Below are 22,784 nucleotides of genomic sequence, written 5' to 3'. Positions count from 1 at the left end.
GACACATTTCTATCGAAATTCATTTTAATCTCAAACCCATCCCGGAGGTGGAACAGGTCACTGCCTGACCTGTCCCGCCGGGACGGTTCTCTTAACAACACCATATAGATTTTTTGTACGCCGCCGCCCGCCATCGAGCAGAGTTTTACACCTAATTGGGGATAAAACAGCTGATGGCGGGCGGCGGCGTGGCGCTGATTGGCATTACCCTCGTGCCGCTGCTGTCCGGTCTGTTCGGCTAATCGGCAGCTCGTTTGCTTCCCATAAATCCACGGAGGGTGCCGCTTTCGGGCGGCATCCTCCCGAAAGGAGGGCAACCCTATGGATTTCTTATGGGATAAGATCACGGAATGGCTGAAAGAAATGCTCATCGGCGGTATCGTGAGCAATCTGTCCGGGATGTTCGATGCGACCAATCAAAAGGTTGCCGAGATCTCCGGTCAGGTGGGCTTATCGCCGCAGGCATGGAACGGCAGCATTTTCAGCATGATACAAAACCTGTCGGAAACCGTGATCGTCCCCATCGCAGGCGCAATTCTCGCCTTTGTGATGACGCTGGAACTGATCCAGCTCATTACCGACAAAAATAACCTCAACGACATGGACACATGGATATTCTTCAAGTGGGCGTTCAAGTCCGCTGCCGCTGTCCTGATTGTAACAAACACATGGACGATTGTGACGGGCGTGTTTGACGCTGCCCAAAGCGTCGTTGCCAGCGCCTCCGGGCTGATTATCGGCGACACCAGCATCAACATTTCAAGTGTCATGGTGGGCATCGAGGATCGGCTGATGGAAATGGAGCTGGGGCCACTGTTCGGCCTGTGGTTCCAATCGCTGTTCGTTGGCATTACCATGTGGGCGCTGACCATCTGCATTTTCATTATCACATTCGGAAGAATGATTGAAATATATCTCGTCACCTCTGTCGCGCCCATTCCGATGGCGACCATGATGGGCAAGGAATGGGGCGGCATGGGGCAGAACTACATCCGTTCCCTGCTGGCACTGGGCTTCCAAGCGTTTTTGATTATTGTCTGCGTTGCCATTTACGCGGTTTTGGTGCAGAACATCGCGCTTGTGGATGACATCATCTACGCCATCTGGACTTGCATGGGTTACACGGTGCTGCTGTGCTTCTGCCTGTTCAAAACGAGCAGCCTTGCCAAGTCCGTGTTCAACGCACATTAACGGGGGTGATGAATTGAAAAAGTATCAAATCATCCTTGCTGATCCACCTTGGGCATATCGCGTATGGTCAAAGAAAGGTTCTGGACGTTCCGCCGAATCTCACTACCCGACCATGAGCATAGATGACATCAGAAATCTCCCGGTCAGAGAACTGGCAGATAAAAACTGCATCCTGTTTATGTGGGTAACATTCCCGACTTTGCGCGAAGCATTTTCCGTCATTGATGCTTGGGGCTTCACCTATAAAACAGTCGCTTTCGCATGGGTAAAGCAAAACAAAAAGACATCTTCTCTGTTTTGGGGCATGGGCTACTGGACACGCGCAAATGTAGAGCTTTGCTTGCTTGCAACGAAAGGCTCGCCGAAGCGCCACTCTGCAAATGTTCATCAGGTGGTCTTTGCACCCATAGCGGAACACAGCAAAAAGCCCGATATTATCCGGGAGAAAATTGTGGAGCTGGCAGGCGATCTGCCTCGTATCGAGCTATTTGCCCGACAGTCTCCCACTGGCTGGGATGTATGGGGCAACGAAGTAGACTGCTCCATTCAGTTCCCATAACGGAGGTAAAACACAATGGCCTATGTCAACGTCCCGAAGGACTTAACCAAAGTAAAAACCAAGGTGTTGTTCAACCTCACGAAACGACAGCTCATCTGCTTCGGAAGCGGCGCGCTCATCGGCGTACCGCTTTTCTTCTTGCTCAAGGGCAGCATCGGCACCAGCCCCGCCGCCATGGTGATGATGGTGGTGATGATCCCGGCTATGCTGTTCGCCATGTATGAAAAAAACGGTCAGCCGTTGGAGGTCGTCATCCGCAACATCTACCGCGTGTGCTTCCAGAGGCCGAAGCAGCGCCCGTATAAGACCAACAATTTTTATGCCGTTCTGGAGCGGCAAAACCAGTTAGACCGGGAGGTGTATCAAATTGTCCGAAAAGAAAAAGCTGACCCGCGCCGAACGAAAACAGATCGAAGCCGCCATCGCAAGAGCGAACCGAACGGATAAGAAAGAAAAATCGGCGCAGGACAGCATCCCGTATCAGCGTATGTGGCCGGACGGCATCTGTCGTGTGACCGACACGCGCTACACCAAAACGATCCAATATCAGGACATCAACTACCAGCTTTCGCAGAACGAGGACAAGACCGCCATCTTTGAGGCGTGGTGCGATTTCCTGAACTACTTTGACAGCTCCGTGCAGTTTCAGCTTTCCTTTGTGAACCTCTCGGCTTCGCAGGAAACCTTTGCACGGAGCATTTCCATTCCGCCCTGCGGGGACGAGTTTGACGGCATCCGCGCCGAGTACGCCGGTATGCTGCAAAATCAGCTTGCCCGCGGCAACAACGGCCTGATTAAGACCAAGTATCTCACGTTTGGCATTGAGGCGGACAACCTCCGCGCCGCCAAGCCCCGTTTGGAGCGCATCGAAACCGACCTTCTGAACAACTTCAAGCGGTTGGGCGTTGTGACTGCGCCGCTGAACGGCTTTGAGCGCTTGCACGTCATGCACGACATTCTGCGGATGGACGAGCAGGAGCCGTTCCGCTTTTCGTGGGACTGGCTGGCTCCCTCCGGGCTGTCCACCAAGGACTTTATCGCGCCCAGCTCCTTTGAGTTCAAGACCGGCAGGATGTTCCGCATGGGCAAAAAGCTGGGTGCGATCAGCTTCGTGCAGATTCTGGCACCGGAGCTGAATGACCGGATGCTGGCGGATTTTCTGGATATGGAGAGCAGCGTCCTCGTCAATCTCCATGTGCAGTCTGTGGATCAGGTCAACGCCATCAAGACCGTCAAGCGCAAGATCACCGATCTCGACAAGTCCAAAATCGAGGAACAGAAGAAGGCCGTCCGTGCAGGGTACGACATGGACATCATTCCAAGCGACCTTGCCACCTACGGCGCGGAGGCCAAGAAGCTGTTGCAGGATTTGCAGTCCCGCAATGAGCGAATGTTCCTGCTGACCTTCCTCATTCTCAACACGGCGGACACACCCCGGCAGCTCGACAACAACATCTTCCAGACCTCCAGCATTGCGCAGAAGTATAACTGTGCGCTGACCCGGCTGGACTTTCAGCAGGAGGAAGGACTGATGAGCAGCCTCCCTCTGGGGCTGAATCAGATCGAGATTCAGCGGGGCTTAACCACCTCCAGCGTAGCGATCTTCGTTCCCTTCACCACGCAGGAGCTATTTCAGAACGGTTCGGAGGCGCTGTACTACGGCATCAACGCTCTTTCCAACAACCTCATCATGGTAGACCGGAAACTGCTGAAAAATCCCAACGGCCTGATTTTAGGCACTCCCGGCAGCGGTAAGTCGTTTTCGGCAAAACGTGAGATCACCAATGCGTTTCTCATCTGCCCCAAGGATGACATCATCATCTGTGACCCGGAGGGTGAATATACACCGCTGGTGGAGCGCCTGCACGGTCAGGTCATTAAGCTGTCGCCCACCGGCAAGGGCTACGACGGTTCGCCCTGCTACATCAATCCGATGGACTTGAATCTGGATTACAGCGACGATGATAACCCGCTGAGCCTGAAATCCGACTTCATTCTGTCGCTGTGCGAGTTGATCGTCGGCGGCAAGGATGGGCTTGCCCCTGTGGAAAAGACCATCATCGACCGCTGTGTGCGCATCGTCTACCGGGATTACCTCAACGACCCGAAACCGGAGAATATGCCGCTGCTGGAGGACTTGTATAACGCCCTCCGTGCGCAGGATGAAAAGGAAGCGCAGTACATCGCCACCGCTTTGGAAATCTACGTCACCGGTTCTCTGAATGTGTTCAACCATCACACGAACGTGGATGTGAACAGCCGCATTGTCTGCTACGACATCAAGGAGCTGGGCAAGCAGCTTAAGAAAATTGGGATGCTCGTTGTCCAAGACCAAGTGTGGAACCGCGTGACCATCAACCGCGCCGCCCATAAAACGACCCGCTACTATCTTGACGAGTTCCATCTTCTTTTGAAGGAGGAACAGACGGCTTCGTACAGTGTCGAAATCTGGAAACGCTATCGCAAATGGGGCGGCATCCCCACCGGGATCACGCAAAATGTCAAAGACCTGTTATCCAGCCGCGAGGTTGAGAACATTTTTGAGAACAGCGATTTCATCTATATGCTCAATCAGGCCGCTGGCGACCGGCAGATTCTCGCAAAGCAGCTCAACATTTCGCCGCATCAGCTTTCTTATGTGACCCACTCCGGCGAGGGCGAGGGGCTGCTGTTCTACGGCAACACGATCCTGCCCTTCATTGACCACTTCCCGAAGGACACCGAGCTGTACCGCGTCATGACCACCAAACCGCAAGAGGTGGCGTCGGCATGAAAAGAGAACCGCGTTTGCAGTTTTCCGACGCCGATCTTGCCGAGCCGAAGCTGGAAAAGCCCATCAAGCGGGTGAAAAAAGCAGAGGCCAAGGCGGATAAGGCGCAGGCCAAAATCCCCAAGAAAACCGTGGTCAAAAAGGAGCGCGGCTTTGATCCGGCCACCGGCAAGGTCAAAACGCAGCTCCGTTTTGAGGAAGTGGATAAGAAAAAGCCGCCCTCAAAGCTGACCCATGCCGTGCAGGATACCCCCGCCAACCTCATTCTCTCTCAGGTTCATCGGGAGGTGCGGCAGAGCGAGGATGACAATGTAGGCGTAGAGGCCGCGCACAAGGTAGAGCAAGCCGTGGAGAGCGGCGGGCGGCTGGTGCAGTCTGCCCACCGCGCCCATCAGCTCAAGCCTTATCGTGCTGCCATCCGTGCAGAGAAAAAGCTGGAACGAGCCAATCTTGACGCGCTCCAGAAGAAAGCAGAGATCGACAGCCCCACCAGCAATCCCGTTTCCAAATGGCAGCAGAAGCAGGCAATTAAGAAGCAGTATGCCGCTGCCAAGCACAATCAGGCGGCGCAGACTACGGCAAAGGCGGCAGAGAATACCGCCAAGGCCGCGAAAAAAGCCGCTGAAAAGGCTGAGAAAGCGGGCAAATATGTGTGGGAACACCGGCGCGGCTTTGCCATTGCCGCCGCAATTCTGCTGATGCTGGCATTTCTGCTCAACGGCCTGTCCTCCTGCTCGGTGATAATGGATGGTGTCGGCTCCGGGATCGCGGCCAGCACTTATCCGTCGCAGGATGCCGATATGTTGGGCGCAGAGGCGCAGTATTGCGAAATGGAGGCAGAGCTTCAGCGCTACCTCGACACCTATGAAAGTACCCATGACTACGATGAGTACCACTTTGATCTGGACACCATCGAGCATGACCCCTATGTACTCATTTCCATGATTACGGCGCTGCATCAAGGGGAATGGACGCTGGATGAGGTGCAGGGTACGCTCCAAATGCTCTTTGACCGCCAGTACATTTTGACCGAGGATGTGGTGGTGGAAACCCGCTACCGCACAGAAACCGACACATGGACGGACGCGGACGGCAACACCCATACGGACACCTATCAGGTGCCGTATGACTACTACATCTGCACGGTCACGCTGGAAAACTTCAATCTCTCCCATGTTCCCGTTTACATTATGAGCGAAGAACAGCTCGGAATGTACGCCACCTATATGGCCACCCTCGGCAACCGTCCCGACCTGTTCCCCGGTTCAGGCTACATCGGCAAGTATGTGGAGGGCAGCTATACCGACTACGACATTCCCCCGGAGGCACTGGACGATGAGGTATTTGCCGCCATCATCAAGGAAGCGGAAAAATATCTCGGCTACCCCTACGTTTGGGGCGGCAGCAGCCCCTCCACCTCGTTTGACTGTTCGGGCTTCGTCAGTTGGGTCATCAATCATTCCGGTTGGGATGTGGGCAGGCTGGGCGCGCAGGGGCTTTGCAACATCTGTACGCCCGTATCCTCTGCCAACGTCAAACCGGGCGATCTGGTGTTTTTCACCGGAACCTATGATACCCCCGGTGTCAGCCATGTGGGTATCTACGTCGGCAACAATATAATGATCCACTGCGGAGATCCGATCTCTTATGCAAACTTAAATTCAAACTATTGGCAGTCCCATTTCTACCGTTATGGGCGCTTGCCGTAAAGGAGAGTGAACGATATGAACCCGAAAATTATGAAGCTCCGTGGGGAGCTGGAGAAGAACAAAGGCAAAATCTCTGATCTGCAAGGCCGCAACCGCGAGCTGGAAAAGCAGATTCGTGAGCTGGAGGACACCGACATCATCGGCATGGTGCGTGAGAACGGCATAACGATGGAGCAGCTTGCCGAGCTGTTCCGCCGTATGCAGGCCGCGCCTGCACCGGCCACTTCGGAAAAGGAGGCGTTGAACCATGACTAAAAACACACCGCGCATTTTTATCAGCCTGCTGCTGATGCTCCTGTGTATCGGGATTCTCCCCGTTTCCGCCTTTGCCAGCGGCGGCGACTATCCCGATAATGCGCTGCCCACCGCCGAAAGCAGCGCCGCAGACGCACAGGAAACAAAACAGATCGGCACGGTCACGACCAACGGCGGCAACCTGAACGTCCGCACCGGCGCGGGACTGGACAACACCGCGTTTACACAGCTACCCAACGGCACGGTGGTCGATGTGATCGGCAGGGACGGCGATTGGGTGAAGATCCTGCTGCCCGCAAGAGTTGGCTATGTGTACGGCAGCTATCTCACCGTTACCGATGCCGTTGACAGTACCGCGAGCATCGGCGGCATGACGGGCGGCAGCGACGCGCTGACACCGGACGGCAACCTGACGCTGATCGATGATATTGGCACCAGCACCAAGGCAGGGAAACAGTTCATTACGCTGGAAAGCAAGAACGGCAATGTGTTTTACATGATTATTGACCGCGACGATGAGGGCGAAGAAACCGTCCATTTCTTGAATCAGGTGGATGAGGCTGACCTGATGGCGCTGACCGGCGAGGAAGAAACGCCTTCCGTCTGCTCCTGCACCACCAAATGCGTGGCCGGTACGGTCAATACATCCTGCCCCGTCTGCGCGGTCAACATGACCGAGTGCGTGGGCAAGGAGGCAAAGCCCGAAGTCCCCGCTGAGCCGACAGAACCCGCCGCCGAGGAACCGGAGAAAAAGAGCGGCGTGGGCGGCATCCTCGTCGTCCTGCTGATTGTCGCGCTGGGCGGCGGTGCAGCGTTCTACATCTTCAAGCAGAAAAAGGCCAAGCCGCAGACCAAGGGCAGCGCCGATCTGGACGATTATGACTACGGTGAGGATGAGGACGAATACGAGTTTGAGCCGTATGAGGACGAACCGGAACAGGATACTACGGAGGATACAGACGTATGAGATATTTCACCAACAATCCGCTGGAACGCCTGATGATGCAGAAGCCGAAAGCAGCGCGGGAGGACAGCCCTCCCGCCGCTGCCAAGGAACACTTCTGCTATGGCTGCAAGCGCTTCGGACAGAGCTGCGTTCACCCCTGCTACCGTGACGTAAAGAGAATGGAGGCTGCACCATGCGCCTTGTGATTGCCGAAAAACCCTCCGTGGCGCAGAGCATCGCCGCCGTGCTGGGCGCAAAGTCACGGCATGACGGGTATCTGGAGGGCGGCGGGTACATCGTGTCGTGGTGCTTTGGGCATCTGGCAGAGCTGGCCGACGCCGCCGTTTACAATGCCGATGATGCCAAATGGACGCTGGCGGCGCTGCCCATCATTCCTACCTCGTTCCGCTTCATCGTCCGCTCTGAAAAGCAGAAGCAGTTTGACATTCTGCGGGAGCTGATGCGCCGGGGGGATATGACCGAGGTGGTCAACGCCTGCGACGCTGGGCGCGAGGGTGAGCTGATCTTCCGCACGGTTTACTGCCTTGCGGGATGCTCCAAGCCGATTCTGCGGCTTTGGATTTCTTCAATGGAGGATGATGCCATCCGCAGCGGCTTCCAGCAGCTTAGGTCTGGGCGCGACTATGATGGCCTGCATCAATCTGCCCTGTGCCGTGCCAAGGCCGATTGGCTGGTGGGCATCAACGCCACGCGGTATTTCTCCCTGACGTATGGACGCACATTGAACATCGGGCGCGTCATGTCGCCCACGCTGGCGCTGCTGGTACAGCGTGAGGCGGAGATCTCCGCATTTGTGGCAGAGCCGTTCTACACCGTCCAGCTTGATTGCGGCTTTCCCGCCGCGACAGACCGAATGAAAGACAGAAAGGATGCCGATGCCATCGCTAACGCCTGCAAGGGCAAGACAGTAACCGTCAAAAGCGTGGAGCGCAAGGAAAAGTCCGAGAAAGCGCCCGCGCTCTACGATTTGACCTCCCTCCAGCGCGACGCCAACCGCGTTCTCGGCTACACCTCTCAGCAGACCCTCGACTATCTCCAAGCGCTCTATGAAAAGAAGCTCTGTACCTACCCGCGCACCGACAGCCGCTTCCTGACCGACGATATGGAGGGCAGCGTCCCCGGCCTTGTTGCCGCTGCTGCCGCTGTCTGCGGCACGGAGAAGCCGCCGACCATCTGCGCCAAGCAGGTATGCAGCAGCCAAAAAGTCACCGATCACCACGCCATTGTTCCCACCATCAGCGCGGAAAAGGTAGATATGGCCTCTCTGCCGCTGGGCGAATGCGAGGTGCTGAAGCTGGCGGCAAGGGGCTTGCTTCGTGCCGTGGATGAACCCCACCGCTATGCAGAAACGGTCATTACGGTGGAATGTGCCGGTCAGAGCTTCACCGCCAAGGGAAAAACCGTTCTTGCTCCCGGCTGGAAGCGCTATGAGCAGGAGCAGACGGAGGCAGCGCCCGCGCTGCCGGTGGTAACGGAGAATCAGACGCTTTCCGTATCTGCCGCGTCGGTCAAGACCGGAAAAACCACGCCGCCCAAGCACTTCACCGAGGATACGCTGCTGGCTGCGATGGAGAACGCGGGCAAGGAGGATATGCCAGATGATGCCGAGCGCAAGGGCATTGGCACCCCGGCGACCCGTTCCGGTATCATTGAAAAGCTGGTGTCCTCCGGTTTTGTGGAGCGCAGGAAGTCTAAGAAGATCACAAATCTGCTGCCCACCTCCACCGGCACGGCGCTTATCACCGTTCTGCCCGAACAGCTCCAGTCTCCGCAGCTCACCGCTGAATGGGAGCACCGCCTGAAAGAGATCGAGCGCGGTGAAATTCTCCCGGACAGCTTCATGGATGGGATCGCCGCCATGCTACATGAGCTGGTGCAGACTTACAAGCCCATCCCCGGTGCGGAAGTCCTGTTCCCCTCCGGGCGCGAGGTGGTCGGCAAGTGTCCCCGCTGCGGGGCCGAGGTAACGGAATTGCAGAAGGGCTTTTTCTGCGAGAACCGTGCCTGTTCCTTTGTTCTCTGGAAAAATAGCCGCTTTTTCACCGCCAAGAAAAAAGCGCTGACAAAATCCCTTGCCGCCGCACTTTTGAAAAATGGCCGCGCCCCGCTGAAAGGCTGCTACTCGGAAAAAACCGGGAAAACCTATGATGCCGTCGTTCTTCTGGAGGATGATGGGCAGCACACGGGCTATAAGCTGGTGTTCGACAATGGCTGATGCGCCGCGTATGGATCACAAGCAGCTCCGCCGCTCCAAGAAGCTCATTCGGAAGCTCTGCTGTAATTACGATCACGGCAACTGCCTCGCGCTGGATGATGGAGAGCCTTGCGTCTGCGTACAGGGTATTTCCTACTCGCTGCTGTGCAACTGGTTCCGAAACGCGGTACTTCCCGCCGACCATGAGCTGCTGGCCGACGTGATGCGGGAAAGGCCGGGAAAGCGCTGCGCCGTCTGCGGTAAGCCGGTCTATTCTTCCTCCAATCGCACCAAATATTGCCCCGCCTGCGCCAAGCAGGAGCGTCGAAAGCAGGACGCCAAACGGAAGCGTAAACAATACTGGAACCTCCGCAAATAGAGACTGGGAAAGCCCCGTGCCGCAAGGCTTTTTCCATGCCGGATTGCAAGTGGCTGCGTCATTCTATCCGCAAGCGCAAAAACGGCCTCTATCTGCGGAGAATTGCCCCTGTGCAGGATGTGTTTTCTTCTGCGCAGGGGCGCTATTTTTTCTGAAAGGAGATCATCATGGCTGAAAAACAAACCAGCAAAGACCGGATGCGGGAGATCGTTGACAGTATCGAAAATGGCATCAAGGAGCTGTTCGAGAGCGATAAGTACCGGAAGTACCTTGCCACCATGAGCCGCTTTCACCGCTACTCGGTCAATAATACCATGCTCATCTATATGCAGCGCCCCGACGCAACCCATGTGGCGGGCTTCAACAAGTGGCGCGATCAGTTCGGCAGGAACGTCCTGAAAGGCGAAAAAGGTATCCGCATCATCGCTCCCACTCCCTATAAGAAAAAGGTCGAGGAAATCAAGACCGACCCGGAAACCAACGCGCCGATACTGGATGCAGACGGCAAGGCCATCATTGAGGAAAAGGAAATCCGTATCCCTATGTTCAAGGTGGTGTCCGTCTTTGATGTGTCACAGACTGCGGGAAAGCCCTTGCCCCAGCTTGCCGCCGATCTGAGCGGCAATGTGCAGCAGTATGAGGTTTTCATAGAGGCGCTGCGCCGTGCTTCTCCCGTTCCGATGGAGATAAAGCCCGTTGCGCGGGATACGGACGGCTTTTTCAGCATTAAGGCGCAGAGCATCACCATCCGCGCCGGTATGAGTGAGGTGCAGACGGTATGCGCCGCCGTCCATGAGATTGCCCACGCCAAGCTCCACGACTACGAACACATGACGGAGCTTGCGGACGATGGTGAGACGATCCTTGTCCCCGGCGAAAAGAGCCGCAACACCGAGGAGGTCGAGGCCGAAAGCATCTCCTATGCGGTCTGCCAGTATTACGGCATTGAAACGGGCGAAAACAGCTTCGGCTATATCGCCACATGGTCAAAGGGCAAGGAGTTGAAAGAGCTTCGCGCCAGTCTGGAAACCATCAACAAGACTGCCTCCGAGCTGATTACGGACATTGACCGGCATTTTGCGGAGATTTGCAAGGAGCGCGGCATCAATCGTGAAGAAGTGAGCGCCACACAAACAGACGAAGCGCTTTATCTTGTGGATGGCTCGGTATATCTCCATGTGCAGCATACAGACGGCGGTTGGGACTATTCGCTCTACGACAAGGAAAGCAAAAAGCTGCTGGATGGCGGTGTTATTGACAGCAGCGCCATTGAAGATTCGCCGGTTGCATCTGTTGCCGGGGCTGTCCGAACGGAGGTATTTGCCATTCAGGGCATGACACCAACCAAGGTGACCTTTGCAGATATGAAAATTCTGGAGGACTTGCAGGAGGCGCAGATTACGCCGCCCTTGGACAGCGAACAGATCACCGGCGCAGTCGTTGTTCCCACCGATGATACAGATACCATGCTCCCGGAGCTGGAACAGGCCACCCCGATGCCTGACCCCACGCTGACGGTGGACGATATGCGCAGCTATGGGTATCTGGATAGTGATATGCTCCCGCTTTCCAAGGATCGGGCACTGGAGCTGCTGGAACATGACATCACGGTTTATATGCTCTATCCCGACAACGCCGAGGAAATGGTCTTTGAAGCCGAGGACATCATCAAGCACGACGGAATGTTCGGCGTCACAAGACCGGATTGGGATGCGGTCAAAGGCCATATCCCGCCCCGCGATGTGGAGCAGCGTTTTTTGAACAGCCCCACCGATGCTATGGCGATCTACCAACTGCGCCGGGATGCGCCGGTCGAGCTGCGTTTTGCCAGTCTTGACCGTCTGAGCGCCCCGCCTGATCCGGCCAACTATGAAGCTGTCTATACCCGTGAAGTGTACCCGGACGATGATACCGGCAGAATTCTTGAAAACTTCTTCTACATTTTCAACGACGAGCGCCCCGGTGATTTTGTGGGACACAGCCTCTCCGTCAGTGACATCGTTGCGCTGAAACAGGACGGCAAGGTATCCTATCACTACTGTGACAGCATGGGATTTCAGGAGCTGCCCGCCTTTCAGAAACCGGAGAATTACCTGAAAGCCGCCGAAATGTCGATGGAGGACGATTACGGCATGATCGACGGCATTATCAACAACGGCCCCAAACAGCCCACCGTCGCCGACCTTGAAGCACAGGTCAAGGCCGGTATGTCCATCTCCTTGATGGATTTGGCAGAGGCGGCACACCGGGAAAAGAAGAAATCTGTGCTGGAGCAGCTCAAAAGCCAACCGGCCCAAGAACGTCCACACAAAACAGCGCCCAAAAAGAGCGCGGAAAAGGAGCTTTGATATGAACATCACCTTTGAAGAACAGCAGCTTATGAGCCTCTACAACACCGGCACCCGCACGGGCTTGATCGCGGCGCTGGAGGAAATGCGCGGCTACCTCGCTGCGGATGAAACGGAGCTGCGGGAGCTGACGGACAGCGCCATCGCAAAGCTGCGCAGGATGAGCGACGCGGAATATGACGCGCTCGACCTGTTCCCCGATTTTGAAAAGGAGGATATGGATGCCGAGTAAAGCACAGCTCTATGCGCAGATGGCAGACCGCACGGCGGAGCAGATCACGGGAAGCTACCAGAAGTGGACGGCATTTCTGACCACCGCCGCAAGGCTGTATAAGTACCCCTACAACGAGCAGCTCATGATTTTCGCCCAGCGCCCGGAAGCCACGGCCTGCGCGGGATACGACCTTTGGAATAAGCAGATGCGCCGCTATGTGCGGCGAGGCAGCAAGGGCATCGCCCTTGTGGATACCAGCAGCGACCAACCCAAACTTCGATATGTATTCGATGTTTCCGATACCAGCGGCGGCGAGAACTCTCGCCGCCCTTATCTTTGGGAATACCGGCAGGAGCATCGTGAGGTGGTATCTGCGGCGCTGGAGCAGCGCTTCGACGTTTCCGGTGAAAACGGACTTGCCGATCAGATGGAGCGTGTGGCGGCGCAGCTTGTAGATGAATACTGGCACGATAACTGGCGCGATATTGTCGGCATCGTTGACGGTTCCTTTCTGGAAGGTTATGATGATTTCAACATCGGAGCCGCTTTTCGGAACGCCGCCGTTGTCAGCACCACCTATGCGCTGCTGTCCCGCTGCGGGATGCAGCCGGGAGATTACTTCGAGCATGAGGATTTTCTGAACATCTTTGATTTCAACACCCCTCAGACCGTCGCCGCTCTTGGAACGGCCATCAGCCAGTCCAGCGAGCTGGTGTTGCGGCAGATCGAAGTCACCATCAAGAATTATGAGCGCGAGAAAATCGCGGAAAGGAGCGAAAGCCATGAGCGAACTGACCTACACCCGCAGCGGGGATTATCTGATTCCCGACCTGAGCCTGACAGAGCAGCCGCAAGCCCCGCTGGGCAAGTACGGCAGGATGCGGAAGGATTACCTGAAGGAGCATCGTCCGGTGCTGTGGAACAGCCTGCTGCTGTCCGAGAGGCTGTACCCCCATCTGCGGGAGATCGACGAGGCGGCGGACAACCGGCTGGAACAGATGATGCCGGAGCTGATGAAGTCGGCGGGCGTGACGGAATCGCTGAAAGCCAGCGACCCGATGAAGTGGGTAGGGCTGATGAACATGCTGAAAGCGCAGGCCGAGGAAACGATCCTCACGGAACTGGTGTTCAGCTAAATATGTTCGATGCCCCTGCTGGGGCGCAGATGTCCTTCTTCCCCTCAGAGGCAGAACAAATTCAATCCATCGCAGAAGCGGAGAGTGTAACACCCTCCGCTTTTTCTATGTTCATTTCTCAGGATGATATTGACCACATCCTGCGCGCGGGCGGTAATGCGGATGCAGCGCGGATGAAAATTGCTGCGGAATTCTCCAAGCAAAAACCTTTAGAGGATCGCGCGGCATTTCTGAAAGCTCTTTACCACGGCGGCAACGGCCTGATTACGGATAACGGCAGGTTTTCCGCATGGTACGGGGACGATGGTATCCATATTGCAACCGGAGATACCTCTCGCTATCTTCGTTCTGCCCAAGTGATAGGCTGGGCAGATGCGGCGGAGCATATTGAGGAACTTCTGGACGGCGGCGCATTTGCCACCAATCTTGAGGTCACGGAAGCCCCGCGCTATGAGCGGCTGGGTATTGCTGTGGATGTCTGGAACCTTTATCACGATTTCTCGGATGAAGCAAAGTCGCTGGGGTATCTGTCCTGCTTGGGTAATATCCATAGCACCAGCTTTCCAGAGGAAACGGAGCGTCTGACGGACGATCTGCTGAATCCGGCGTTCCGGGATAGGCTCCTGTCAGAATACAAGGTATTCATGGACGCCTACCGCGAAAACCGTGCGCTGCTGCGCTTCCATTACCACCGGCCGCAGGCACTTCTCACACGTTTGGAAGATCTGTCATTGCCGCGCAAAGAATATCACTCCGATATGGCGGCTGTTCCGAAGACGGGCCGGTTTATCACCGAAGATGAAATTGCGGCTTCTCTTGCAAACGGGAGCAGCTTTGAGGGTGGAAAGACCCGCATCTATGAGTTTTTCCAGACTCCGCACACGACAAAAGAGAGCGCTGATTTTTTGAAAAAAGAGTATGGCATCGGAGGACGCACCCATGCTGTATCCAGAGAAAGCGGCAGCTATGAAGATCACGGCAGCAAAGGCATCACGCTGAAAAAAGCGGGCTGTGCAGATGTTCAGATGAATTGGAACAAGGTCGCTTCGCGTATCTCTGAGCTGATTCGGATGAACCGCTATTTTACACCAGACGAACAGGCGCTTTATGATAAGGCGCAGGCACAGGATGTGGTGCGAAACACCGCCTACGACAGCTATAACGCCATCAAGGAAGCCCACCCGGACAACATCGTGCTGTTTCAGGTGGGCGATTTCTTTGAGATGTATGGCGGGGACGCAAAACAGGCGGTGGAGCTACTGGATATGAACCTGACCACCCGCAATATCCCCGGCGCTGGCCGTGTGGAAATGTGCGGCGTTCCGGCGCACAATTTAGAGATGTATGTAGAGAAATTGCGCGATAAGTATGATGTGACGATTGCCGAAGCGCCAGACTTTAGAAGTGAGCGCCACATTTACACGCTGCGCTCTATCGACCATGAAGCAGAAGCCGCCATCAATGCTTATGAAGCAGAGTTCGGCGCGGACGGCACGAGGGTGTTCCGCGACCCCGCCGCAGAGCAAGTTCAGCCCACGGTGCAGGAGCTGTTTGACGGGTACAAGCTGACCGTTGGCAACGCGCTTTCCAAAGATACGGCTTTTGTCAATGCCTGCCGCAATTCAGACCGCCAGAACGCTTATCTGGAGGGTGCGGACGCTATCCGTCGTATTGTCACGGTATCTGATGATCTCCAGCTTGTCCGCCTGTACTTTGATATGCCCGCGTTCCATAACCGGCTGCATCAGGAGCTTTTGGAGGAACTGTATCCCACGCTGGCAGCGACGGTCGCACCCTCTCCCTATCAGATCACACAGGAGGACATTGACAACGCGCTTCTGGATTGGCACAACAACCTAAAGGGCAAGCAGGAAGTCGCACTATATATGCAGGCGCATGGGCGAGAACGCAGCACCGCCGCATGGCTGGCTGCAAAATATGGCTGGGAAGATAGCAAAACTCCCATGTATATCCATGTAGGAAACGCCGAGCCGGTGACGCTCACATGGGCGCAGGTACAGCGGCGGTTGGCACAGCTCATCCGAGAGAATAAATTTTACGACGAGAATGAGCGACTGCGGTTATTTTCACCTGACCGATACTCCATTCGTCTGCATCCCGGCGAGGGTGGAATTACCGGCATTTGGGATGAGGTGTTGGAACGGTTCTGCGGAGATGGGGAACAAACGCTCCGCTTTGCAGAACAGAATAACGCCATTGCTTACTTGGATGGCATCAAACGGGATATGGGAATTGAGCTATCCCCTCCGGCGTTTACAACACCGCTTGGCTATACCTATCATATTGGAGATCGCATTTCATCCATAGAGTTAGACCACATAGCAGCAGTCGGCGTTATCGCGCGTGTAGATGAAGATCACGTCTGGCACACGTTACCGAACGTACCCGGACAGGAACCTGTCAGCATCGACCGCAATTCCTTTGAACGCTACCTCGACACCAGATATTTCGAGGTTTCTGAACCAGAGCCGCAGCGCGTCATTGCGGCGCAGCACACAGAACAGCCAATCCCGGAGACGCCGCAAGCGGTTCAAAACCTTATGGGGCAGCGCGTGGAAATTGATGGTAAGCTCTATAATGTTGATTCCGCAGATGAAACTGTCGCGCATCTCAGCGGCGTTTCATCCTCCAGCGAGAGCAATCACGATCCAGAACACAGAACCGAACCGGTTTCTGCTGTCCTCACACGAATTGCAGATCAGGGTCGTGAGCTTGCGCCGAATATTTCGGCATATCAGGCGCTTCGTGCAGAGCATCCCGAAAAGCTCATCGGTGTCCGTGTCGGAGAACGGCTGCTTTTTTATGGCGCGGATGCAAAACGAGCCGCCAGCGCTTTGAATCGCCGCCTGCTGCAACGCGATATTCCCGGTATGGGCGAAACCGCTGTGACCGGCTATGATTTTGGACAATGGGCAAGCGCCGCAAAGCGGCTGCTGGAGCATGGACACAGCTTCGTGTTTGCGCAGCCAAATGAAACCGACGGCTATGATGTTATCAACGAGGCCGATGCCAAGGAGTATATCCCCATTGGCATGGAGCTGGAGATTGACGGACGGAAGTTTGTCATTGACAGCGTAAATTTCGGCACGGATGAAGTATCTCTGCGCGATGTGACTTTTCAAAACAGGCAGGGCTTTCCCATCTTCCGCGCTGAACACATTGCGTTTATACGCTCGTTTGTTGAAGAGCAGGAATGGGAGCAGCCGCAGCCTGTCACCAAACCCGTCGCGTTCTATCCTGCCGAGAAAACGCACTTGCCCTACGACATAGAAATCCAAACGCTGCACATCCCGGAACCGGAGCATGACCCGCCCTCTGCGGAACCCGCCAAGCCTGAACCGCCTGCCATGAGCGAGGAAGAAGCTCTGATTCTGGAGCAGGAAGGGCGCGCGGCACTTTCGGAAATGGGAGAGTTTGTGCCTGATTTTGATGATGCCATCTCTCAGGCCGAGATCGACGAGCCTCCCGCACACCGTCCTGCGGTATCTATCCCCGTTGACGGCGAGTGGCAGGGCTTTCCCAGCGTTGCCGCTGCGGAGCAGGCCGCTTACGCTGACTTCAAGGCGGCAAGCCACCGCGACGCGCAGAATTTCCACATCACCGATGATGCCCTCGGCGTCGGCGGCGCAAAAGTAAAGTTTCGGGCAAATATGGCGGCTATCCAACTCCTGCAAGAGCTGGAGCTTGAGGGCATACAGGCCAGCCCGGAGCAGCAGGAAATTCTCTCCCGCTATGTGGGCTGGGGCGGTTTGGCAGATGCGTTCGATGAAAATAAGCCAAACTGGTCGGACGAGTTTGCAGAGCTGTATGCCACACTCTCCCCGGAGGAATACGCTGCGGCCAGAGCGTCCACGCTGAACGCCCACTACACCAGCCCCACCGTCATCAAGGCAATCTATGAAGCGGTCGGCAACATGGGCTTCCAGACCGGCAATATTTTAGAGCCGTCTATGGGCGTCGGCAACTTCTTTGGCCTGCTGCCGGAGCCGATGCAGGGCAGCAAGCTCTACGGCGTGGAGCTGGACAGCATCACCGGACGTATTGCCAAGCAGCTTTATCCCAAGGCGGACATTACCATCGCAGGCTTTGAGACAACGGACAGAAAAGACTTCTATGACCTCGCCGTGGGCAACGTCCCGTTCGGACAATATCAGGTAGATGACCGGGCTTATAACAAGCTCGGTTTTTCCATTCACGACTACTTCTTTGCCAAAACCCTCGACCAAGTGCGTCCTGGCGGCGTGATCGCGTTTGTGACCTCCCGCTACACGATGGACAAGCAATCACCCGAAGTCCGCAGGTACATCGCGCAGCGGGCGGAGCTGCTGGGTGCCATTCGTCTGCCCAACAATGCGTTCCGCGCCAACGCTGGTACGGATGTGGTTTCGGACATTCTCTTTCTCCAAAAGCGTGACCGTCCCATTGAGATCGAACCGGATTGGGTACACCTCGGCCAGAACGAGGACGGCTTTGCCATCAACCGCTATTTTGTTGACCACCCGGAGATGATTTTAGGCAGGCAGACCTCCGAAAGCACCCAATACGGCAAACAGGATTTCACCGTTGTCCCCATTGAGGGGCTGGCGCTTGCAGATCAGCTCCATGATGCCGTGAAAAATATTCGCGGCACCTATCAGGAGGCGGAACTGCCAGAGCTGGGCGAGGGCGAACAGATCGACACGTCCATCCCCGCAGACCCCAATGTGAAAAACTACTCCTACACCGTGGTGGGCGGCGAGGTGTACTACCGGGAAAACAGCCGCATGGTCAAGCCGGAGCTGAACGCCACCGCCGCCGAGCGTGTCAAGGGCATGGTCGCGTTGCGGGATTGCGTGAATGAGCTGATTGCCCTGCAAATGGACGAGTACAGCGCAGAAAGCCGGATTCAGGAAGCGCAGGCCGAGCTAAACCGCCTCTATGATGCGTTCTCCGCAAAACATGGCCTAATCAATGACCGTGCGAACCGTCTTGCGTTCTCTGACGATTCCTCTTACTACCTCCTGTGTTCACTGGAAGTGCTGGACGACGACGGAAAGCTGGAGCGCAAGGCGGATATGTTCCACAAGCGCACTATCAAGCAGCAGCGCAGCGTAGATTCTGTGGATACCGCCAGCGAAGCCCTTGCTGTCTGCATCGGAGAAAAAGCCTGCGTCGATCTCGACTTTATGGCCTCCCTCATGGGCGGCAGCGAGAAAATCCCGCAGATCGTTGAGGATTTGAAGGGTGTCATTTACAAGGAACCCAACAGCGGCCCGTTTGACTTGCAGGACGGCGGCGAGCATTGGGCGAAGGGCTGGCAGACGGCGGACGAATATCTCTCCGGCAACGTCCGGCAGAAGCTCCGCACCGCGCAGCGTGTAGCAGCGCGCGACCCATTCTTCGCCGGGAATGTGGATGCCCTGATTGCTGCCCAGCCGAAGGACTTGGAGGCCAGTGAAATTGAGGTGCGGCTGGGTGCGACATGGCTTGATAAGAAGTACATCGAGCAATTCATGTACGAAACCTTTGATACGCCCCGCTATCTGCGCGGACAGATCGAGATTAGCTATGTCCCATACACCGCAGAATGGCAGGTTTCCCGCAAGAGCATGGTGCGCTACAACGATGTGGCGGCATTCACCACCTACGGCACAGACCGCGCCAGCGCCTACCGGCTGCTGGAGGATGCGCTGAACCTCCGCGACATTCGTATCTACGATACCATTGAGGATGCAGACGGACGGGAGCGCCGTGTCCTCAACGCCAAGGAAACCACCCTTGCCGCGCAGAAGCAGCAGCTTATCCGGGATGCGTTCAAGGACTGGATTTGGAAAGACCCGGATCGGCGCGAAACGCTGGTACGGCAATACAACGAGGAAATGAACAGCACTCGTCCCCGCGAGTATGACGGCAGCCACATCGTTTTCTCTGGGATGAACCCGGAAATCTCCCTCCGGGAGCATCAGAAAAACGCCATCGCCCATGTGCTGTACGGCGGGAATACGCTGCTGGCACACGAAGTTGGCGCGGGAAAAACCTTTGAAATGGTAGCCTCTGCGATGGAATCCAAGAGGTTGGGACTGTGCCAGAAATCCATTTTTGTCGTGCCGAACCATCTGACGGAACAGTGGGCATCCGAGTTTCTGCGGCTCTACCCTTCGGCCAACATCCTTGTCACTACCAAGAAGGACTTTGAAACCCACAACCGCAAGAAATTCTGCGCCCGTATCGCCACCGGCGACTATGACGCCGTTATCATCGGCCACAGCCAGTTTGAGCGTATCCCCATCAGCCCGGAGCGGCAGGAACGGCTCCTTCACCAACAGATTGAGGAAATCACCGATGGCATTCAGGATACCAAGCTCGCAGGCGGCAACAGCTTTACCATCAAGAGCTTGGAGCGCACGAAAAAGGGGCTGGAGGCGCGGCTGAAAAAGCTGCAAGCCAGCGACCGCAAGGATGATGTGATTTACTTTGAACAGCTCGGCGTAGACAGGATGTTCGTGGACGAGTCGGACAATTACAAAAACCTTTTCCTCTATACGAAGATGCGCAACGTGGCAGGGCTTTCCACCACCGATGCGCAGAAATCCTCGGATATGTTCTCAAAGTGCCGCTACATGGATGAGCTGACCGGCGGGCGCGGCGTGGTGTTTGCCACCGGCACCCCGGTTTCCAACTCCATGACAGAGCTTTACACCATTCAGCGCTATTTGCAGCATGACCGGCTGCAAGAGATGGGTATGGGCCACTTCGATTGCTGGGCAAGCCGCTTTGGTGAAACCACCACCGCGCTGGAGCTTGCCCCGGAGGGAACCGGCTACCGGGCAAGGACGCGCTTTGCAAAGTTTTTCAACTTGCCCGAATTGATGAATCTGTTCAAAGAGGTCGCCGACATCAAAACGGCGGATCAGCTCCACTTGCCCACGCCGGAGGTTGCGTATCACACCATCGCCACCAAACCCACACAGATCCAGCAGGACATGGTGAAAGCCCTCTCGGAACGAGCGTCCAAGGTACACAGCGGTGCGGTCAGCCCAGATGTGGACAATATGCTCAAAATCACCTCGGACGGACGCAAGCTGGGGCTTGACCAGCGCATCATCAATCCCATGCTCCCCGACGAGGAAACCACCAAGGTCAATCAGTGCGTGGCGAACATTCTCCAATACTGGCGTGACGGCGAGGAGGAAAAACTGACACAGCTTGTGTTCTGCGACATTTCTACGCCAAAGACCACGCCCTCACAGCGGGCGGCAAAGGCTTCCCCCGGTACGCTGGACAGCCCGGAAATCCATGCGCTGGAGAGCGCGATTTCATTGGAGGAAAGCTCTGACACACCGTTCACGGTCTATGAGGATGTGCGTCAAAAGCTCATTGACGCCGGTATGCCCCCGGAACAGATCGCGTTCATCCACGATGCCAATACGGAGGTCAAAAAGCGGGAACTGTTCGCAAAGGTACGCAGCGGTCAAGTGCGCGTCCTGATGGGCAGCACGGCCAAGATGGGCGCGGGCACCAACGTGCAGGATCGTTTGGTCGCACTTCACGATTTGGATTGCCCGTGGCGTCCCCGTGATCTCACGCAGAGAAAAGGCCGCATCGAGCGTCAGGGCAATCAGAACAAGCTCGTTCATGTCTGCCGCTATGTGACCGAAGGGACGTTTGACGCCTACCTCTGGCAGACCGTTGAGAACAAGCAGAAATTCATCTCTCAGATCATGACCTCAAAATCCCCGGTTCGCTCCTGTGAGGACGTGGACGCCACAGCGCTGTCCTTTGCGGAGATCAAGGCGCTATGCGCCGGTGATCCCCGCATTAAGGAGCGTATGGATTTGGACATTGAGGTGTCTAAGCTCAAAATTATGAAGGCAGACCACAACAGCAAGCAATTCCGCTTGGAGGACAGTCTGCTGAAATACTTCCCGGAAAAGATAGAAGAACACAAGGGCTTTGTTCGTGGGCTGGAGGCGGATATGCAGACCCTCGCGGCGCATCCGCTCCCGGCAGAGGGCTTTGTCGGCATGGAGATTCGCGGCGACCGGCTCACCGATAAGGAAAACGCCGGTGCCGCGCTGCTGGACACCTGCAAGGAGGTCAAGGGCAAAGACCCGGTACAGATCGGCAGCTATCGCGGCTTTACCATGTCCGTTGCTTTTGATTCCATGTGGAAAACGTACATGCTGACGCTGAAAGGCCAGATGACCCATCGCGTTGAACTCGGTTCGGATGCCAGAGGCAACCTTGTCCGCATCGAGAATGCGCTGGATAAAATGCCGGAGCGTTTGCGCAGCGTTCAGGAGCAGCTTGAAAACCTCTATAACCAGCAGGCAGCGGCAAAGGCCGAGGTCGGTAAGCCGTTCCCGCAGGAGCAGGAGCTGGCCGCGAAAACGGCGCGGCTCATTGAGTTGGATATGGAGCTGAATCTGGACGGCAAGGGACAGCCACAGCCTGAGCAGGCGATTGCAAAATCGGCGCGGCCTTCCGTTCTGGACAGGTTGAAAGCGCCGCCTGTTCATGGCACACCGGAAAAGCCCCACAAGAAAGAAATGGAGGCACGATGATGAAAAATATTCCTGTTTACAAGCACACGGCGGCCTACGCCAGAGAGCATGACGAGCTTGCGGCCTACCGCGCTTCCAATCAGGCGAACACGGCCTGCAAGGAAGCTATCGAAGCCACCATCCGCGACCACTACCGGGATAACCGGCTGGATACAGTGGCAGTCAATCAGGTGGTGCAGCAGTTCGGCTATGACCGCACGTTCCATGTCCTTGCCATTACCGTCTGTCAAGCAGATTGGGACAGACGGTATTCTCCCGACAACAGGGCTTGGGCCAACGCCATGTCCATCCCCGCCAATCCTGACGCATGGGGTACTGACCGCAACTGCTATCTGGCCGTCAACAGTCATCCCGGCCTTGTCAATCTGTTTCTCAGCCAGACCCGCAAAGCCTACGCGCAGGAGCGGCAGAAAACCTCTGTCCGGGATAAGCTGAAAAAGCCGCCCGAAACAACTTCGCCGAAAATTTCGGCGAAGTCCAAAGCCCCGGAGCGCTGAG

Annotated in this window: 15 protein-coding genes and 1 pseudogene; all 16 read left to right on the top strand. The window is 56.0% G+C overall.

The annotated features are described in order from the left end of the window. Positions 1-158: 158 nt before the first annotated feature. Positions 159-242 (top strand): annotated as a pseudogene (locus tag C7386_RS10405) (Maff2 family mobile element protein); the annotation flags it as partial. 79 nt (positions 243-321) lie between these two features. Next, positions 322-1,191 (top strand): VirB6/TrbL-like conjugal transfer protein, CD1112 family, encoded by an 870-nt coding sequence (locus tag C7386_RS10400; protein ID WP_116705495.1) that lies wholly within the window; start codon positions 322-324, stop codon positions 1,189-1,191. A 13-nt stretch (positions 1,192-1,204) separates the two neighbouring features. After that, positions 1,205-1,750: an MT-A70 family methyltransferase gene (locus C7386_RS10395; protein ID WP_116705494.1), complete on the top strand. Its 546-nt coding sequence runs from the start codon at positions 1,205-1,207 to the stop codon at positions 1,748-1,750. Positions 1,751-1,765: 15 nt separating this feature from the next. Then, a complete protein-coding gene (locus C7386_RS10390) occupies positions 1,766-2,197 on the top strand; it encodes a PrgI family protein (RefSeq protein WP_007883202.1) in 432 nt (143 codons plus the stop codon). Continuing rightward, the gene (locus C7386_RS10385; RefSeq protein ID WP_207655871.1) at positions 2,118-4,523 is read left to right on the top strand and encodes a VirB4-like conjugal transfer ATPase, CD1110 family; all 2,406 of its coding nucleotides are present in this window, start codon (positions 2,118-2,120) and stop codon (positions 4,521-4,523) included. The genes C7386_RS10390 and C7386_RS10385 overlap by 80 nt, the downstream gene beginning before the upstream one ends. Beyond that, positions 4,520-6,229, top strand: a complete 1,710-nt coding sequence (locus C7386_RS10380) for a C40 family peptidase (protein WP_116705492.1) — start codon at positions 4,520-4,522, stop codon at positions 6,227-6,229. The genes C7386_RS10385 and C7386_RS10380 overlap by 4 nt, the downstream gene beginning before the upstream one ends. Positions 6,230-6,244: 15 nt before the next feature. Beyond that, the gene (locus C7386_RS10375) at positions 6,245-6,484 is read left to right on the top strand and encodes a DUF4315 family protein (protein ID WP_116705491.1); all 240 of its coding nucleotides are present in this window, start codon (positions 6,245-6,247) and stop codon (positions 6,482-6,484) included. Then, positions 6,477-7,451, top strand: coding sequence for a CD1107 family mobile element protein (locus C7386_RS10370; RefSeq protein WP_116705490.1), 975 nt, complete (start codon positions 6,477-6,479; stop codon positions 7,449-7,451). The genes C7386_RS10375 and C7386_RS10370 overlap by 8 nt, the downstream gene beginning before the upstream one ends. Further along, a complete protein-coding gene (locus C7386_RS10365) occupies positions 7,448-7,636 on the top strand; it encodes a hypothetical protein (RefSeq protein WP_116705489.1) in 189 nt (62 codons plus the stop codon). The genes C7386_RS10370 and C7386_RS10365 overlap by 4 nt, the downstream gene beginning before the upstream one ends. Continuing rightward, the gene (locus tag C7386_RS10360) at positions 7,624-9,666 is read left to right on the top strand and encodes a DNA topoisomerase 3 (protein ID WP_116705488.1); all 2,043 of its coding nucleotides are present in this window, start codon (positions 7,624-7,626) and stop codon (positions 9,664-9,666) included. Before C7386_RS10365 ends, C7386_RS10360 begins: the two co-directional genes overlap by 13 nt. Continuing rightward, complete coding sequence (locus tag C7386_RS10355) at positions 9,659-10,024, top strand: cysteine-rich VLP domain-containing protein (protein ID WP_116705487.1); 366 nt, start codon at positions 9,659-9,661, stop codon at positions 10,022-10,024. Before C7386_RS10360 ends, C7386_RS10355 begins: the two co-directional genes overlap by 8 nt. A 167-nt stretch (positions 10,025-10,191) precedes the next feature. Next, a complete protein-coding gene (locus tag C7386_RS10350) occupies positions 10,192-12,372 on the top strand; it encodes a YodL domain-containing protein (protein ID WP_116705486.1) in 2,181 nt (726 codons plus the stop codon). Between the two features lies 1 nt (position 12,373). Further along, positions 12,374-12,604, top strand: a complete 231-nt coding sequence (locus C7386_RS10345; RefSeq protein ID WP_116705485.1) for a transposon-transfer assisting family protein — start codon at positions 12,374-12,376, stop codon at positions 12,602-12,604. A gap of 764 nt (positions 12,605-13,368) precedes the next feature. Continuing rightward, positions 13,369-13,722, top strand: coding sequence for a TnpV protein (locus C7386_RS10340; RefSeq protein WP_116705484.1), 354 nt, complete (start codon positions 13,369-13,371; stop codon positions 13,720-13,722). 2 nt (positions 13,723-13,724) lie between these two features. Continuing rightward, complete coding sequence (locus C7386_RS13925; RefSeq protein ID WP_116705483.1) at positions 13,725-22,286, top strand: helicase-like domain-containing protein; 8,562 nt, start codon at positions 13,725-13,727, stop codon at positions 22,284-22,286. Then, positions 22,286-22,783 carry a DUF3849 domain-containing protein gene (locus tag C7386_RS10330; RefSeq protein WP_116705482.1) on the top strand — a complete coding sequence of 166 codons (498 nt, stop codon included), beginning with the start codon at positions 22,286-22,288 and terminating at the stop codon, positions 22,781-22,783. The genes C7386_RS13925 and C7386_RS10330 overlap by 1 nt, the downstream gene beginning before the upstream one ends. Position 22,784 lies beyond the last annotated feature (1 nt).

Source organism: Agathobaculum butyriciproducens, assembly GCA_003096535.1.
Taxonomy (GTDB): Bacteria; Bacillota; Clostridia; order Oscillospirales; family Butyricicoccaceae; genus Agathobaculum; species Agathobaculum butyriciproducens.
The sequence above is the reverse complement of the archived record's forward strand: the minus strand, read 5'-3'. Positions and strand labels throughout refer to the sequence as shown.